Source organism: Streptomyces glaucescens (assembly GCF_002154375.1).
GTDB lineage: Bacteria > Actinomycetota > Actinomycetes > Streptomycetales > Streptomycetaceae > Streptomyces > Streptomyces glaucescens.
The window spans coordinates 13,122-28,642 of record NZ_MUND01000195.1; the positions used below are offsets into that span (position 1 = coordinate 13,122).

A 15,521-nucleotide genomic window follows, 5' to 3' on the forward strand; every position below is an offset into this window, starting at 1 on the left:
CGCGGGGCGCGGGGCACGGCGGGGGTCACGCCGGTTTCAGGCCCGGATCGCCCGCCTCGGTGACGAAGGACGCCGCCGTCGTGACGGGCGCGCCGGGGGTGGTCACGGCGGAGACGGTCCGGAAGTCCGACCGGGCCGCCTCCCGGTCCAGCTCCATCCGGAGGTAGCCGCGTTTGCCGTTGTAGAACTTCATGTGCGGGTTGGCCCGTAGATGCGCCTCCCAGTTGACCGGCTTGTCCGCGCCGTCCTTGCCGCTGGTGATGGAGGTGCAGGCGAGTTCCGTGCCGAGGGTGCGGGACGCCGGGTCGTCGAAGTTGTCCTTGATGTCGAGGGCGTAGCCCACATGGACGTCACCGGTGAGGACGATCCAGTTGGCGAGGCCGGCCGCCTTCGCCCCGGCGACGACCCGGTTGCGCGAGGCGCGGTAGCCGTCCCAGGCGTCCATGGAGACCTTCGGCGGATCGGTGACGTCGAAGTTGCGCTGGCAGAACAGCACCTGCTGCGGCACCACGTTCCACAGTGCGTTCGAGGCCTGCCAGCCCTCGATCAGCCAGCGTTCCTGCGCGTCGCCGGTGAGGGTGCGCGCCGGGTCGTCCGACTCGGGGCCCGGGACGTGGGGGCGGTCGCCGTAGGCCTGGTCGGAGCGGTACTGCCGGGTGTCGAGCACGTCGAACTGGGAGAGGTCGCCCCAGTGCAGTCGGCGGTACAGCCGGGCGTCCGGACCCTGGGGAAGCTGGGCGGCGCGCAGCGGCTGGTTCTCCCAGTAGGCGCGGTAGGCGGCGGCCCGGCGCAGCAGGAACTCCTCCGGCGGCACGTCGTTCTCGGGGATGGCGCCCGCGTAGTTGTTCTCGGTCTCGTGGTCGTCCCAGGCGACGACGAAGGGGTGGGTGGCGTGCGCCGCCTGGAGGTCCTCGTCGCTCCTGTACAGGGCGTACCGCATCCGGTAGTCCGTGAGGGTCATCGTCTCCCGGTTGTAGGCGTCCGGCAGCGTGCCCTCGGCGTACCCGCGTTCGCCGCCCGCCGAGTTCACGGGGTACTCGTACAGGTAGTCCCCGAGGTGGAAGACCAGGTCGACGTCCTCCTGGGCCAGGTGCCGGTAGGCGGTGTAGTAGCCGTCGTGGTAGGCCTGGCAGGCGACGGCCGCGAGCCGCAGGGACGAGACGGCGCTGCCCTCGGCGGGCGCGGTACGGGTGCGGCCCTGCGGGCTGACCCAGGTGCCGACGGTGAACCGGTAGTAGTACGTGGTGTCCGGGGTGAGGCCCTGGACGTCCACGTGCACGCTGTGCGCGTACTCCGGGTGGGCCAGGGCGACGCCCTCGCGCACCACGAAGACGAACAGGTCGTCGAGGGCCACCTCCCAGTTCACGGAGACCTGTTCCTGGCCCAGTCCGCCGTCCGGCTCGTACGGCGCGGGGGCGAGCCGGGTCCACAGGACCACCGCGTCGGGCAGCGGGTCGCCGGAGGCGACGCCCAGCGTGAAGGGGTTCTCCGTGATCCGGCGGGCGTTGAGCCGGGGCGCGGCCATCGCGCCGCGGGCGGGCAGGCCGGTGCCGAAGGCGAGCGCGGTGGCCGCCGCGGCGACGGTGAAGAAGCGGCGGCGGGCGAGGTGCGGGGCCGCGGCACGCCACACGGCGTCGATGCGGGCGGAAGGAAGCTCGGGCAGGCCTGTGCCACGGCCTGTGGGCGCCATCTGATGTCCTCTCAGTCACGCGGAGTACGCATGCTAAGCAGACAAAATGCGCAATTCGGATGTGCCTTGCGGTGTCGTCACACGGGGGGACGTACGTGGTGATCCAGCCACCCCGACTGGTGTTCGGCCACCTCGGTGACCTTTAATTGCCATCGCTATGCAACAACGAGAATCTGGCAACAGGGGTGGGAGAGAGATGACGGCCCGTCGGATACGAGGTGCCGCCGTCACGGCGGCGATGACCGTCGCAGTCGCCGCCTGCTCGGCACCCGGCGACACGGCCGGCGACGGCAGGGCCGCCGAGTCCGTGGTCATCGGTGTCGCCTCCGAGCCGGACACCCTCAGCCCGCTGCTCGGCTACGGCAAGGACGGCAACTCCAAGATCTTCGACGGGCTGCTCGCCCGCGACGCCGGTCTGAAGCTGAAGCCGGCCCTGGCCGCCGCGCTGCCGAAGGTCGCCGACGGCGGCCGGACCTACACCTTCACCCTGCGCGAGGGCGTGAAGTTCAGCGACGGCGAGCCGCTCACCGCCGACGACGTCGTCTACACCTACCGGACCGTCCTCGACGCCAGGACCAACAACACCGCCAAGAGCGAACTCGACGCCGTCAAGAGCGTCCGCGCGGACGGCGACGACACCGTCGTCTTCACCCTCAAGTACCCGTACGCGCCCTTCGCCGCCCGCACCGTGCTGCCCATCGTCCCCGAGCACATCGCCGCGAAGCAGGACCCCAACACCGGCTCCCTCAACACCGAACCGGTCGGCACCGGGCCGTACGTCCTCGCGCAGTGGCGCAAGGGCGAGAAGCTCACCTTCAAGGCCAACCCGCACTACTGGGGCCCCGCGCCCGAGGTGAAGACCTTCACCATGGCGGTCATCGCCGACGACGACGTCCGCGCCACCCGGCTGCGCTCCGGCGACCTCGACGGCGCCGTCCTGCCGCCCAACCTCGCCGCCACCTTCGGACACGACAACGACAAGCGCACCTACGAGGCGAAGTCCTACGACTTCCGCGCCGTCACCCTCCCCACCGGCGACGAGGTCACCGGCGACCGCGCCGTCCGGCAGGCACTCGACGCCGCCGTGGACCGCCAGGCCATGGTCGACAAGATCCTCGACGGGGCCGGCCGCCCCGCCTACGGGCCGCTGCCCATGGACGACCCCTACTTCGCCGCCGGCATCCAGCGCGCCCACGACCTCGCCAAGGCCCGGCGGATCCTCGACCGGGCCGGCTGGAAGCCCGGCGACGACGGCATCCGCGCCAAGAACGGCCGCCGCGCCGCGTTCACCCTGCTCTACCCCTCCGGCGACAAGGTCCGCCAGGACCACGCCCTCGCCTACGCCTCCGACGCCAAGAAGGCCGGCATCGACGTGACCGTGGAGAGCGCCACCTGGGAGGTCATCGAGCCGCGCATGGGCAAGGACGCCGTCCTCGCCGGCTTCGGCAGCGTCGGCGATCCCGACTTCGGCCTCTACACCCTGCTGCACTCCTCCCTCGCCGGCGACGGTTTCAACAACATGGCCCGCTACCGGGACCCGGCCGTCGACAAGGCCCTCGACACCGGCCGCCGCACCCAGGCCCCGGCCGAACGCAAGGCCGCCTACGGCACGCTCCAGCGCGCCCTCGTCGACAACCCCGGGTACACCTTCCTCACCCACATCGACCACCTCTACGTGCTCGCCGACCGCTGGGACGGCCTGACCACCCAGCTCGAACCGCACGAGCACGGCTTCGCCAGCGGCCCCTGGTGGAACATCGAGGACTGGCAGGCCAAGCGATGACCACCCCTCCCTGGGGGGCGATGGCCCGCCTGGCGGGACGGCGGGCCCTGTTCGCGGGGCCTGTCCTCCTCGCCGTCACCTTCGGCGTGTTCGCCATCGCCGCCGCCTCCCCGTTCGACCCCGTCAAGGCCTACGCCGGGACCGCCGCGCTCGGCGCGGACCAGGAGACCCTGGACCGGCTGCGCGCCAACCTCGGCGTGGACGAGCCGTTCTGGGTCCGCTGGTGGGACTGGCTGACCGCCGCGCTCGGCGGCGACCTCGGCCACTCCAGCGTGCTGCGGCAGCCGGTGACCCAGGTCATCGGCGAACGCCTGGTGTGGTCCGCGCTGCTCTGCGCGGTCGCGTTCGCCGTCGCCGTCCTGCTCGGGACCGTGCTCGGGGTGCTCGCCGCGCGCCGCCCCGGCTCCCTCCCGGACCGGGCCGTCACCTCCCTCGCCTACCTGCTGGAAGCCGCCCCGGTCTTCTGGATCGCGCTGCTCGCCGTGTGGCTCTTCGCCCTCCAGTGGGACCTCCTCCCGGCGGGCGGCCTCACCGACACCGCCAGCGAACACGTCACGTTCGGGCAGGTCACCAGCCACCTGCTGCTGCCCGCCGGCGTCCTCGCCGTCTCCCAGCTGCCCTGGTTCACGCTCTACGTCCGCCAAGGCGTCGCCGACGCCCTCGCCGAGGACCCGGTGCGCGGCGCCCGCGCCCGCGGCCTGGCCGAGCACACCGTGCTGCTCGGCCACGCGCTGCGCTCCGGACTGCTGCCCGTGCTCACCCTGATCGGCTCCCGCGTGCCCGAACTCATCACCGGTGCCCTGCTGGTGGAGACCGTGTTCAGCTGGCCCGGCATCGCCGCGGCCACCGTCGAGGCGGCCACCGCCGTCGACTTCCCGCTGCTGGCCGCGCTGACCACGCTCGCCACCGCCGCCGTCCTCCTCGGCAACCTGCTCGCCGACCTGCTCTACGGACTGTTCGACCCGAGGGTGAAGCTCAGTGACATGTGACGCACCGGCGCCCGCCGCGCCCCCGTCCCCGGCCGGACCCGTGTGGCGGTCGTACGGCGGGAAACGCCGCACCACCCGCACCCTGCGGGTCCGCGTCTCGGCCGCCCTGCTCGCCGCGACCGTCCTCGCCGTCCTGCTCGTCCCGCCCCTGGTCCAGCTCGACCAGCAGGCCGTCGACCTGGCCGCCAAGCTGCAAGCCCCCTCCTGGGAGCACCCGTTCGGCACCGACGACGTCGGCCGCGACCTGCTGCTGCGCTGTGTCTACGGGCTGCGGGTCTCCCTGCTCGTCGGCGTGGCGGCGGCGCTGACCGCGACCGTCATCGGCACCGCCGTCGGCGCCGCCGCCGGAGCGCTCGGCGGCTGGGCCGACCGGGGCATCATGCGGATCGTCGACACCGTCTCCTCCGTGCCGCACCTGCTGCTCGGCATCTTCATCGTCGCCATGTTCCGGCCCGGTGTCTGGCCGGTGGTGGTCTCCGTCGCCCTCACCCACTGGCTGTCCACCGCGCGGATCGTGCGCGCCGAGGTGCTGTCCCTGCGTTCCCGCCCGTACATCGACGCCGCCGTCAGCGGGGGAGCGTCCCGATGGCGGGTGACCGTACGGCACCTCTTGCCCGGCGTAATGCCGCAGGCCGCGCTCGCCGCCGTGCTGATGGTGCCGCACGCCATGTGGCACGAGTCCGCGCTGTCCTTCCTCGGACTCGGCCTGCCCACCCACACCGCGAGCCTCGGCACCCTGATCCAGGGCGCCCGCGGCTCCCTGCTCGCCGGACAGTGGTGGCCCACCCTGTTCCCCGGCCTGCTCATCATTCTGCCGACCCTCGCCATCGCGGGCCTCGCCGGCGCCTGGCGGGAGCGGATCAACCCCCGTCGCCGGTCGGAGCTGATGCTGTGAACGAGGCGCACCCGGTGAGGGGGGCTGCCGCCGGTGGAACCGGTCCGGTGGCGGAGGCTGATGCGGTGAGCGGGGCCGGTGCGGGGACGACCGCCGAGGTCACGGGCGGATCCGGCGCTGTGAGGAAGTCCGGTGCCGTCGGCGGCGCGGACGCGGTGACGGAGGCGGAAGCCGTCGGCGGAGGCGAGAAGGTGACGGATGCGGATGCGGATGTGGATGCCGTCGGCGGAGGCGACAGGGTGACCGCGGCGGAAGCTGTCGGCGGAGGCGAGAAGGTGAGGGAGGCGGATGCCGTGGCGGACCTGGTGACCGAGGCAGACGCGGCGGCCGAGGCCGAGAAGGGCACCAGAGCCCGACACGAAGCCGAAGCCCACGCCGTCGTGAAGGCCGACGAGGCGGCGGAAGCCGGCGTCGGGGCCCCGGCCGGCACGGGGGCCCGGCGTCAGGGACCCGTGCTCGCGGTGCGCGGGCTGTCCGTGCGGTTCCTCATGCCCGGCGGACGCCGGATCGCCGCCGTGACCGACGCCCACTTCGAGGTGGCGGCCGGTGAGTGCCTGGCCCTGATCGGCGAGAGCGGCTGCGGCAAGTCCGTGCTCGCCTCCGCCCTGCTCGGCCTGCTGCCCGGCAACGCCCAGACCGCCGGGCAGGCGCTGCTCGGCGACCTGGACCTGCTCTCCGTCGGCGAACGGACCCTGGCCCGCACGGTCCGGGGCCGTCTCATCGGTCTCGTCCCGCAGAGCCCGGCCGCGCACCTCACCCCCGTACGCACCATCCGCTCCCAGCTGGAGGAGACCGTCGCCGCGCTGGCCCCGGTCCGCGGCCGGAAGGCGCTGCGCGCCGCCGCGGAGGCCGCCGCCGAACGCGCCGCGTTCCCGTCCGGCCATCTCGACCGGTACCCGCACGAGTTGTCCGGCGGCCTCGCCCAGCGGGCCGCCACCGCGCTCGCCCTGGTCGGCGACGCCCCGCTGCTGCTCGCCGACGAGCCGACCACGGGCCTCGACCGCGACCTGGTGGACCGCACGGTGGACGAACTGCGGCGGCACGTCGACGCCGACGGCACCGGCCGCGCCCTGCTGATGATCACCCACGACCTGGCCGCCGCCGAACGGATCGCCGACCGGGTGGCGGTGATGTACGCGGGCCGGATCGTGGAACTCGCCGACGCCGCCGCCTTCTTCGGCGCGCCCGGCCCCCGCCACCCCTACAGCCGCGGCCTGCTCGACGCCCTGCCCGACCGGGCCTTCGTCCCCATTCCCGGCATGCCCCCGGAACTCGGCGACCTGCCCGGCGGCTGCGCCTTCGCCGCCCGCTGCGACCGCGCCACCGACGTCTGCGCCACCCCGCCCCCGGGGACCGGCACGGTCGCCTGCCACCACCCGCACGCCGTGGAGGACGTCCGTGCTTGAACTGCGCGCCATCACCGCCGGATACGACCGCCGGGCCCCCGTCGTCCGGGGCGTCTCCCTGACCGTCGCCCCCGGCGAGGCCGTCGGCCTGCTCGGCCCCAGCGGCTGCGGCAAGTCCACCCTCGCCCGGGTCGCCGCTCTGCTGCACCGCCCCGACGCGGGCACCGTCGTCCTCGACGGCACCCCCGTCCACCGGTGGCGGCACCGCGCCCCGCGCGACCGGCGCACCGCCTTCGGGGTCGTCTTCCAGCAGGCCCGGCTCTCCGCCGACCCCCGGCTGACGCTGTCCGACCTGATCGCGGAACCCCTGCGCGCCACCGGCCGCCGCGCCGAGGCGCCGGAGCGGGTCGCCGAACTCGCCGAGACGGTGGGCCTGACCGCGGACCTGCTGACCAGGCGCCCGCACGAGGTCAGCGACGGCCAGCTGCAACGGGCCTGCCTGGCCCGGGCGTTGGTGCTCCGCCCGCGCTGGCTGGTGTGCGACGAGATGACCGCGATGCTCGACGCCTCGACCAGCGCGGCCCTGGTCGCGGTCGTCGAGGACTACCGCGCCCGTACCGGCGCGGGCCTGTTGTCCGTCGGCCACGACCACACCCTGCTGCGCCGCTGGTGCGACCGCACGGTCCACTGGGACGACCTGCGCGCCCCCGCTCCCCGGCCGGCGGAGCCGGTCGCAGCCGGGCACGCACCGGCCTGAAACCCGTCGGTCACATCCGTCACGGGCACCGGCGTTTCGGCCACCTCCGGCCCGCGCACAGGCCGTACGGCACCGGGTCCCGCGCCTCGGCACCCCCGAATCGCGGGCCCGCGCGTCGTCCGGAATCGAGCGCGTTCGATTCGCGTGCGCCCTCGTTGAGCCGGACACCGCCGGACCACCCAGGTGCGGCGCCGAGCCCGAGGAGGGACGCAGGTGACCGTTCCCGACACCGCGACAGAGAGTTCCGACCCACCTCCCCCGCCACCCCCGGCCACGATCGGTTACGCGGGGAAGTTCGGCAAGAACCCCCTGGAGGAGGCCAGTTTCCGGGCGATGTGCCGGCGGCTGCCGGCCGTGCTCGGCCACACCGTGCGCATGGCGTGGGCCGTGGACCGCCGTGCCGTCCTGCTGCTGCTCGGCTGCCAGCTGCTCACCGGCGTCTGTGCCGCCGTGGTCCTGGGCTTCACCGCGCGCGCCATGACCCATCTGCTCGGCACCGGCGCGGTACCCGAACGCCTGCATGCCGCCCTGCCCGACCTCGTGGCGGTCACCGCGGCCGCGGCGGCCGGCCGGGTCGGCGGCGCCCTCGCCTCCTACGCCGACGGGCGGATCACGCCTCGCCTGACCACCCGGGCCGATGTCGCCCTGGTCTCCGCCGTCTGCCGGGTCGAGGCGTCCGCCTACGCCGTGGACGGCTTCGCCGACCGGCAGGAGGCCGCCGAGGTCGGTGTCACCCGCACCACCTACATGGTCCGGGACGCCCAGCGCTTCCTCTCCTCCCTGATCCGCATGACCGCCGCCGCCGGCGTCATCGGCGCGCTGCACTGGCTGATGCTCCCGCTGCTGCTGCTCGCCGTGCTGCCGGCGGGCCTGGGCGCCGTGCTGTCCGCCCGCGTCGACTACGCCACGCACTACGCCAACGTCGCCGACCGCAACGTCCGCGGCATGATGCGCTTCTGGGCCACCTATCCCCGGCACGGCGACGAGATCCGCGCCAACGGGATGACCGGCTACCTCGTCTACTGGTACCGCGCCCTGTCCGACCGCATCGACCGGCGCACCCTGGCCGCCGCCCCGCGCATGCTCCGCATCGTGCTCGCGACCTCCGCGCTCGGCGGGGTGTTCCTGCTGGTCACCTGGACCGCGCTGGCCTGGCTCGCGGGCACCGGGCGGGTCGCCCTGCCGGTCGCGGCCACCGCGGTGGTCGCCGTGCAGACCACGCTGGCCGCGCTCTCCGCGCTCGTCCAGCACGGAGCCGCGCTGTTCCACACCTCGCTCTACCTCGCCGACATGCGCTCCTTCCTCGACCTGGCCGCCGAACGCGCTCCCAGGCGCGGCGAACTGACCGTCCCGGAGGAGGTGGACGAGATCCGCCTCGACGAGGTGGTCTACCAGTACCCGGGCAAGGACGAGCCCGCCGTCGCGGGAGTCTCCCTCACCCTGCGCCGCGGGGAGATCCTGGCGGTCGTCGGCGAGAACGGCTCGGGCAAGTCCACCCTCACCAAGCTCCTGACCGGCATCCTCCTGCCCGACAAGGGCCGCGTGCTGTGGGACGGGACCGATCTGGCGCGGGCCCGGCCCGACTCCGTGTGGGACCGCACCGCGCTCGTCCCGCAGAACTTCGCGTGCTGGCCGCTGCGCGCCCGCGAGAACGTCACCCTCGGCCAGCCCCGCCCCCACGACGACGCACCCGTGTGGGAGGCCGTCGACGCCGTCGGCATGCGCGACGCCGTGGAGCGGCTGCCCCAGGGACTCGACACGCTGCTCGCCCGCGAGCTCTTCGGCGGCGTCGAACTGTCCGGCGGCCAGTGGCAGCGCCTGGTGTGCGCCCGGGCCCTGTACCGCCGTACACCCCTGCTGATCCTCGACGAGCCGACCTCGCAGATGGACCCGCGCGGCGAGCACCGCATCTTCCTGGAGATCAAGCGTGTCGCCGCCCGCCGGATGACCGTCGTCGTCACCCACCAGCTGGAGAACACCCGGCTCGCGGACCGGATCGTGGTCCTGCGGGAGGGGCGGGTCGTCGAGGAGGGCACCTACGACGACCTTCTCCACGCGGGCGGCCTGTTCGCCGAGCTGGTCGCCCTGGCGAAGGACCGGTGAGGCCGCCTCCGCCGTGAGACGAGGGTGCCCGGGCGCGGGCGGGTTCAGCGCGGGCCCGCTCCCGGGGCCGTAACGGCGTCCTCACGTCCGCCGCGTGCCGCGACGAGCGTGAGGACGCCGATGACCGGGAGGGCCCAGCTTCCGGTCACCGGGAAGTAGATGACGCACAGCGGCACGCCCAGGCCGAGCAGATACCAGCCGATCTGCGCGGGCACCCGCCCGGTCGACCGCAGTGCGGCCCGCGCCAGCGTGCCCAGCGCCAGCAGGGTGACCCCGCAGGCCAGGAACCAGATGCTCGCCTCGCGTGCGAAGTAGTGCGGGGCGCCGGGGTCGACCGAGGTGCGCAGGAAGCCGTCCGAGGCGACTCAGGGACTCAGGGACTCAGCGATTCGGTGACTCGGTGACTCAGCCCTCGGCCGGGGTACGCGCGGCGGCGAGCGCCGCCAGGGCCTCCGCCGTGCGCGGGCCGTCGGCGGGGTCGGGCAGCAGGCCCTGGGCGTGCAGCAGCCGGGCCGCCGCCACACCCCACGGCAGCCGCAGACCCGCCTGCGCGAGCAGATCCGTGCGGGCGAGCAGTTCCGGCGCCGGGCCGGTGCGCACCCCGGCGGGGGTGAGCAGGGCCGCGTCGTCGGCCCAGCGCAGCGCCAGGTCGACATCATGGGTAGCCATGACCACCGTCGTACCGCGCTCGCGCAGCCCGTCCAGTGTGGCCAGCAGCCGCTCCTGGCCGTCCGGGTCCAGGCCGGCGGTCGGCTCGTCGAGGATCAGCACCCGCGGCCGCATCGCCACCGCACCCGCGATCGCGGTCCGCTTGCGCTGCCCGTACGACAGCAGATGGGTGGGCCGGTCGGCCAGCGCGGTGATGTCCAGCGCGGCCAGCGCCTCCGCGACCCGGGCCCGCACCTCCGCGTCCCCGAGCCCCAGGTTCAGCGGCCCGAACGACACGTCCTGCGCGACGGACGCGGCGAACAGCTGGTCGTCCGGGTCCTGCACCACGAGCTGGACGGTCGTCCGCAGCCGGGTCAGCCCCTTGCGGTCGTAGCCGACCGGGTCGCCCTCGACGGTCAGCCGGCCCTCGCGCGGGCGCAGTCCGCCGCTGAGCAGCCGCATCAGCGTGGTCTTGCCGCTGCCGTTGCGCCCCAGCAGCGCCAGCGCCCGCCCCTCGCGCACCGCGAAGTCGAGCCCGCCGAGCACGGCCGGACCGTCCTCGTACGCGAAGGACACGCCCCGCAGGGCGACCAGGGCAGAGGCTTCGTTCACGTCAGCGGCCTCACTCATGTCAGGGGCCTTTCCAGTACGAAGGTGAGCACGGCCAGCGCCGCCAGCAGGGCGCAGCTCGCGGCGGTGAAGGGCACGGAGACCCGCGCCTCGGGGACCAGGACGCGCAGCGTGCCGTCGTAGCCGCGCCCGGCGAGCCCCGCCTGGAGCCGCGTCGCCCGGTCGAAGGCCCGCACGAACGCGGTCGCGCCCAGCCCGGCCAGCGAACGCCAGGCCGCGGCCCGCGTGGTGTGCCCGAGCCGGGCGGCCTGCGCGTCCCGGATCAGTCGCACCGAGTCCAGCAGCAGGAAGCTCATCCGGTACGTCACCAGGGCCACGTCCACCACCGGTGCGGGCACCCCGGCCCGCACCAGCCGGGGCAGCAGGTCGGACATGGGGGTGGTGAAGGCGAACAGCAGCACGCCGAGAGAGGCGGCCGAGGTGCGCAGCAGCAGCTCACCGGCGCGCACGGGGCCCTCGGGGGCGAGCGCCAGGAACCCGCCGGGACCGCCCACCTGGATCAGCAGCGTGGCCGCGCCTGTCACACAGAACCCGAGCGGCACCCGGTACGCCCGCCACAGCCGGCGCGCGGGCACCCCCGCCGGGCCGAGCAGCACGGCCAGCGCGGACACCAGCACCAGCGCCGCACCCGGCCAGGGCGGCAGGGAGATCGCGAGCACGGTGAGGCCGAGCCCGAGCACGGCCTTGTCCACCGGGTGACGGCGGCGCCAGCGGCTGGCGTGCGCCGCCTCGTCGATCGGCAGCACGCGCGCTCAGACCCCGGACTCGCGCTCGGCGCCCGCGGCGGCGTCCCGCGGTACCGCAGTGTCTGGGGGTGCCCCGGCGTCCCGCCGGGCCAGGGCGCGCTGCTCACCCTGCCGCCGGCCGCGCCGCAGGCCGAAGTAGTAGGCGAGGACGCCCGCACCGATGGCCGCCTGCACGGCGAACAGCGCCGACTCGATCTCCCCGGACGGCGGCTCGTACAGCGGCGAGAACCAGGGCTCGTAGTCCGGGTCGATCTCGGTGATCGCCGTCTCGGCCTGGGCGTCGGCGCCCGTGAACGGCTCCTCCTCGTCGTCCCCGAGACCGAGTGCCAGCGGCAGCACGGCGAGCGCGACGACGACGAGCAGCAGCAGGACGTTGATCTTCGCGTTGCGGCTCATTCCCATCACGCCACCGCCTCGCTGCCGGCCGGCTTCGCCTCGGCCCGCTTGCCGGCCACCAGTACGCCCAGCCGGGTCAGTTCGCCCTTGCTCGACTGCACCAGGAGCCGCATGACCAGTACCGTCAGCAGCCCCTCGCTCACCGCGAGCGGGATCTGCGTGACGGCGAAGATGGTGCCGAACTTGCCGAGCGCGCCCAGGAACCCGCTGCCCGGGTCGGGGAAGGCCAGCGCCAGCTGGACGCTGGTGACGCAGTAGGTGGACAGGTCGGCGACGAACGCGCCGAAGAACACCGCGACCATCAGCGGCACGGCGTAGCGCCGCAGCAGCCGGTAGACGGCGTACCCGGCCCATGGCCCGGCGATCGCCATCGAGAAGACGTTGGCGCCGAGCGTGGTCAGCCCGCCGTGCGCGAGCAGCAGCGCCTGGAAGAGCAGCGTGATCGTGCCGAGCACCGCCATCGCGGGCGGCCGGAACAGAATTGCGCCGAGACCGGTGCCGGTGGGGTGCGAGCAGCTGCCGGTGACCGAGGGCAGTTTGAGGGCGGACAGGACGAAGGTGAAGGCTCCGGAGGCCCCCAGCAGCAGCGTGCTCTCGGGATGTTCACGGACCTCACGAGTGAGGGAACGGACGCCGTGGACGACGAAGGGCGCGGACGCGGCGCCCCAGGCGACCGCGTGCGCCGGAGGCAGAAAACCCTCGGCTATGTGCATGGCTCGAACGACCCTCTCCAGCACCTCGTGGATGGTTGACGCGCCTTGGCCGGTCTCCTGGCTGACGGGTACCACCGCCCGAACTCCGCCTTCCCGGGTCCGTGAGGACCCAGTGGCTGCCCGCGAGGGCCGGAGCCGGACTTCCCGATCACAGTGGCGAGGGCCGCACCGGCATCACACCGGATTTCCCGTTCACCAAGGCGTGGTGACAGTAATGCCCTGCTCGGGGTGGTGACAAGCGCACGCCGGGGGCGCTCGGCGGCACCGACGGCCCACCGGCGCACGCGGTCGGCGGCCCGGGCGGCCGATGGCCCCGCGGGGACCGGGGCGTCCCCCGTCCCCGCGGCGATGCCACCGACCGCCGGACCACGAACAGCGTGCTCAACGCCACAGGGGGGAGCGCGGATCGGCCTCGGCGGGCCGGTGCCGGCGGGTCGGCTCCGGTGGTCCGGCTCCGGCGGGTCAGCCCCGCGGGTGGTACTGCTTCGGCAGCCGCATGCCCCGCTCCGCCATCAGCGCCCGTACCCGGTCCGGGTAGTCGGTGATGATCCCGTCCACCCCCAGGTCCATCAGCGCGGCCACCGTGGCGGGATCGTCGCAGGTCCACGGGACGACCTTCAGCCCGCGCGCATGGGCGGCGGCGATCATCGCCCGGTCCGGGTAGAAGCGGAAGCCCGGGTCACCGATCTTCCCGTTCTGCGGGAAGCCGTAGTTGGGGGAGAGGGCCCGGACACCGGGGACGGTGGCGGCGGCCCGCACGAAGTCGCCGCCGTAGTCGTCGGCGTCGATCCCGCCGAGCCACGGGGAGGCGCCCGGCTCGCCGACCTGGAGGAAGTCGTGGTTGGTGAGGGCCACCAGCGGCCAGTGCGGGGCGAGCCGGTGCATCACCTTCAGCGCGCCCCAGTCGAAGGACTGGACCGTCACCTGCCGCTCGATGCCCGAGGCGCGGATCTCCTCGTACACCCGCCGCACGAACAGCTCGCGCGGCGCGGTCTGCTCGGGCGCGCCCGCCTCGACCTTCGTCTCGACGTTGAGGGTGACCTGCCGGGCCCTGTAACGCTTCACCAGGTCCAGCACGTCCCGCAGCTCCACCATCCGGGCGCCCGCGATCCGCTCCTGCCCGGGGTGGCCCGGCAGCTGCCGGTAGCCGCAGTCCATGGTCGTGAGCTGGGCCAGGGTCAAGTCCTTGACGTACTTGCCGACGTACGGGTACTGCGGGTCGCCGGGCACGACGGGTGCCGTGTCCCGGCACTTCTGGGCGCTGACCTGCCGGTCGTGGGTGACGACGACCTTGTGGTCCCGGGTGACCTGGGTGTCCAGCTCCAGCGTGGACACCCCGAGCCGCAGGGCCTTGGCGAACCCCTCCAGCGTGCTCTCGGTCGTCAGGCCGAGGCCGCCGCGGTGGGCCTGGAGGTCGAAGTGGGTCTTCCGTGGCGGGACCGCCGTCCGGGGCGGAACGCCGGGCGCCGGCGCGGGGCCGGTGGCGGCCTGGGCGGTCGCCGGGAGGGCGAGGGCCGGCAGCAGGGCCAGGGCGGCGAGGAAGTGTCGGGCGGACATCGGGACCTCACTCGTTCGTCGAAGGGACGCCCTGGCACGCTAGTTCGCCGCGGGGCGGGCCAGAAGGACGCGGGAGTGAGGGAGCCGTGAACGCTCGGGGAACCGGCCGCTCGGCCACGCACGTACCATGTCACACGGCGCATCACGGGGGAGCGGGCGGAAATGCGCGTGAGGCATTCGGGGGAGCGCTGCATCATGACGCGGATGACCGTGAACAACATCCTGCTGTCCGGCGTCGTCGGCTCGACCGCGTACGGACTCGCCCACGAGGACTCCGACGTGGACCGGCTCGGCGTGTTCGCGGCGCCCACCGAGTCACTGCACGGACTGCACGCGCCGAAGGAGTCCCACGTCTCCACGGCACCCGACCGCACCCTGCACGAGGCCGCCAAGTGGTGCCGGCTCGCCCTCGGCGGCAACCCGACGGTGATGGAACTGGTCTGGCTGCCCGACGAGCTGTACGAGGTGCGCACCCCGCTCGGTGACGAACTGATCGACATCCGCACCACGCTGCTGAGCGCCCGCCGGGTGCGCGACGCCTACCTCGGCTACGCCACCCAGCAGTTCAGAAAGCTGCAGAACCGGTTCACCACCGACGAGCACGGAACCCCCACCCGCAGACGCTCCGCCAAGCACGCCCGCCACCTCAAGCGGCTGTGCCACCAGGGCTACGAGCTGTACACCACCGGCCGGCTGACCGTCCGGGTCGACGACCCCGAGAGCTACCACCGCTTCGGCGAACAGGTCGCCGCCGACCCGTCCGCCGCACTGCCGCTGCTGCGCCACTACGAGTCCGCCTTCGACCGGACGCGCAGCGTACTGCCCGAACAGCCCGACGAGAGCGCGGCGGACGCGTGGCTGCGGCGGGTCCGGGCGCACTACTACACACCCGAGGCCGCGTAGGCAGCCGCTGAAAAACCCGGTGCTCGCGGCCTGTCCGTCTCCTTACACTCGCCGAGTGATCGCGCACCGCCCCGAGGCGGGGCGCGGCGCGCCGTCGTGTGAAGCGAGTCGAGTGAGGGGAGCCGGGCCGTGCGTGACCGCACCGCTGTCGTCGTTCCCCGTCCCCGCTTCGAGGTGATCCTGGTGTCCACGGCCGCCCGGTGCCCGCTGCGCGGCCGGCACCGGATGCCGTGACGAAGACAGGGACACGGCGTCGTACCGACGCGTGTCGCACGCCGTACGACGCGTGACGTCGTACCGACTTCGACGGGACCCCTGTAGGCCCGGACCCGGCCCAGACCCGGTTCCGCCTGCCCGTCCCCCCC

General features: G+C 73.8%; 14 protein-coding genes and 1 riboswitch. Of the genes, 7 read left to right on the forward strand and 7 right to left on the reverse strand.

Translation table 11 applies throughout. From position 1 onward, the window contains the following. Positions 1 to 25: 25 nt before the first annotated feature. On the reverse strand, positions 26 to 1,690 hold the full coding sequence (locus CCN42_RS14340) for an alkaline phosphatase D family protein (RefSeq protein WP_086735950.1): 1,665 nt from the start codon (positions 1,688 to 1,690) through the stop codon (positions 26 to 28). 196 nt (positions 1,691 to 1,886) lie between these two features. Between CCN42_RS14340 and CCN42_RS14345 the strand changes: the two genes are divergently transcribed. The 6 genes from CCN42_RS14345 (at position 1,887) to CCN42_RS14370 (ending at position 9,563) form a co-directional block, all read left to right on the forward strand. Then, positions 1,887 to 3,473 carry an ABC transporter substrate-binding protein gene (locus CCN42_RS14345; RefSeq protein WP_086735952.1) on the forward strand — a complete coding sequence of 529 codons (1,587 nt, stop codon included), beginning with the start codon at positions 1,887 to 1,889 and terminating at the stop codon, positions 3,471 to 3,473. A gap of 20 nt (positions 3,474 to 3,493) precedes the next feature. Beyond that, positions 3,494 to 4,462: an ABC transporter permease gene (locus CCN42_RS14350; protein ID WP_086735955.1), complete on the forward strand. Its 969-nt coding sequence runs from the start codon at positions 3,494 to 3,496 to the stop codon at positions 4,460 to 4,462. Continuing rightward, positions 4,452 to 5,357, forward strand: coding sequence for an ABC transporter permease (locus CCN42_RS14355; RefSeq protein WP_086735957.1), 906 nt, complete (start codon positions 4,452 to 4,454; stop codon positions 5,355 to 5,357). Before CCN42_RS14350 ends, CCN42_RS14355 begins: the two co-directional genes overlap by 11 nt. A gap of 488 nt (positions 5,358 to 5,845) precedes the next feature. Beyond that, positions 5,846 to 6,763, forward strand: coding sequence for an ABC transporter ATP-binding protein (locus CCN42_RS14360; RefSeq protein WP_086735972.1), 918 nt, complete (start codon positions 5,846 to 5,848; stop codon positions 6,761 to 6,763). Next, positions 6,756 to 7,460 (forward strand): ABC transporter ATP-binding protein, encoded by a 705-nt coding sequence (locus tag CCN42_RS14365; RefSeq protein WP_086735959.1) that lies wholly within the window; start codon positions 6,756 to 6,758, stop codon positions 7,458 to 7,460. Before CCN42_RS14360 ends, CCN42_RS14365 begins: the two co-directional genes overlap by 8 nt. 213 nt (positions 7,461 to 7,673) lie before the next feature. After that, the gene (locus CCN42_RS14370) at positions 7,674 to 9,563 is read left to right on the forward strand and encodes an ATP-binding cassette domain-containing protein (protein WP_086735960.1); all 1,890 of its coding nucleotides are present in this window, start codon (positions 7,674 to 7,676) and stop codon (positions 9,561 to 9,563) included. Positions 9,564 to 9,607: 44 nt separating this feature from the next. On the opposite strand, the gene CCN42_RS42575 is transcribed toward CCN42_RS14370, so the two are convergent. From CCN42_RS42575 to CCN42_RS14395, 6 genes are all read right to left on the reverse strand, one after another. Continuing rightward, a complete protein-coding gene (locus CCN42_RS42575; protein WP_281259492.1) occupies positions 9,608 to 9,910 on the reverse strand; it encodes a DUF6463 family protein in 303 nt (100 codons plus the stop codon). Between the two features lie 58 nt (positions 9,911 to 9,968). Further along, positions 9,969 to 10,841, reverse strand: a complete 873-nt coding sequence (locus CCN42_RS14375) for an energy-coupling factor ABC transporter ATP-binding protein (protein ID WP_086735962.1) — start codon at positions 10,839 to 10,841, stop codon at positions 9,969 to 9,971. Next, on the reverse strand, positions 10,838 to 11,587 hold the full coding sequence (gene cbiQ, locus CCN42_RS14380; RefSeq protein WP_086735964.1) for a cobalt ECF transporter T component CbiQ: 750 nt from the start codon (positions 11,585 to 11,587) through the stop codon (positions 10,838 to 10,840). The genes CCN42_RS14375 and cbiQ overlap by 4 nt, the downstream gene beginning before the upstream one ends. A gap of 6 nt (positions 11,588 to 11,593) precedes the next feature. Continuing rightward, positions 11,594 to 11,983 (reverse strand): energy-coupling factor ABC transporter substrate-binding protein, encoded by a 390-nt coding sequence (locus tag CCN42_RS14385; protein ID WP_245877279.1) that lies wholly within the window; start codon positions 11,981 to 11,983, stop codon positions 11,594 to 11,596. Between the two features lie 5 nt (positions 11,984 to 11,988). Continuing rightward, the gene (locus CCN42_RS14390; protein ID WP_086735966.1) at positions 11,989 to 12,696 is read right to left on the reverse strand and encodes an energy-coupling factor ABC transporter permease; all 708 of its coding nucleotides are present in this window, start codon (positions 12,694 to 12,696) and stop codon (positions 11,989 to 11,991) included. A gap of 30 nt (positions 12,697 to 12,726) precedes the next feature. After that, positions 12,727 to 12,911, reverse strand: a riboswitch (cobalamin riboswitch). Between the two features lie 247 nt (positions 12,912 to 13,158). Continuing rightward, positions 13,159 to 14,253, reverse strand: a complete 1,095-nt coding sequence (locus CCN42_RS14395) for a glycerophosphodiester phosphodiesterase family protein (RefSeq protein ID WP_086735967.1) — start codon at positions 14,251 to 14,253, stop codon at positions 13,159 to 13,161. A gap of 204 nt (positions 14,254 to 14,457) precedes the next feature. On the opposite strand from CCN42_RS14395, the gene CCN42_RS14400 reads away from it, so the two are divergent. Further along, positions 14,458 to 15,156, forward strand: coding sequence for a nucleotidyltransferase domain-containing protein (locus tag CCN42_RS14400; protein ID WP_086735969.1), 699 nt, complete (start codon positions 14,458 to 14,460; stop codon positions 15,154 to 15,156). The last annotated feature ends 365 nt before the right edge of the window (positions 15,157 to 15,521 follow it).

Excerpts from the sequence above, each read along its gene's own strand:
- CCN42_RS14340 (WP_086735950.1), bottom strand. The coding sequence starts at position 1,690 with ATGGCGCCCACAGGCCGTGGCACAGGCCTGCCCGAGCTTCCTTCCGCC.
- CCN42_RS14345 (WP_086735952.1), top strand. The coding sequence starts at position 1,887 with ATGACGGCCCGTCGGATACGAGGTGCCGCCGTCACGGCGGCGATGACC.
- CCN42_RS14350 (WP_086735955.1), top strand. The coding sequence starts at position 3,494 with ATGGCCCGCCTGGCGGGACGGCGGGCCCTGTTCGCGGGGCCTGTCCTC.
- CCN42_RS14360 (WP_086735972.1), top strand. The coding sequence starts at position 5,846 with ATGCCCGGCGGACGCCGGATCGCCGCCGTGACCGACGCCCACTTCGAG.
- CCN42_RS14375 (WP_086735962.1), bottom strand. The coding sequence starts at position 10,841 with ATGAGTGAGGCCGCTGACGTGAACGAAGCCTCTGCCCTGGTCGCCCTG.
- CCN42_RS14385 (WP_245877279.1), bottom strand. The coding sequence starts at position 11,983 with ATGAGCCGCAACGCGAAGATCAACGTCCTGCTGCTGCTCGTCGTCGTC.
- CCN42_RS14390 (WP_086735966.1), bottom strand. The coding sequence starts at position 12,696 with ATGCACATAGCCGAGGGTTTTCTGCCTCCGGCGCACGCGGTCGCCTGG.
- CCN42_RS14395 (WP_086735967.1), bottom strand. The coding sequence starts at position 14,253 with ATGTCCGCCCGACACTTCCTCGCCGCCCTGGCCCTGCTGCCGGCCCTC.
- CCN42_RS14400 (WP_086735969.1), top strand. The coding sequence starts at position 14,458 with ATGACCGTGAACAACATCCTGCTGTCCGGCGTCGTCGGCTCGACCGCG.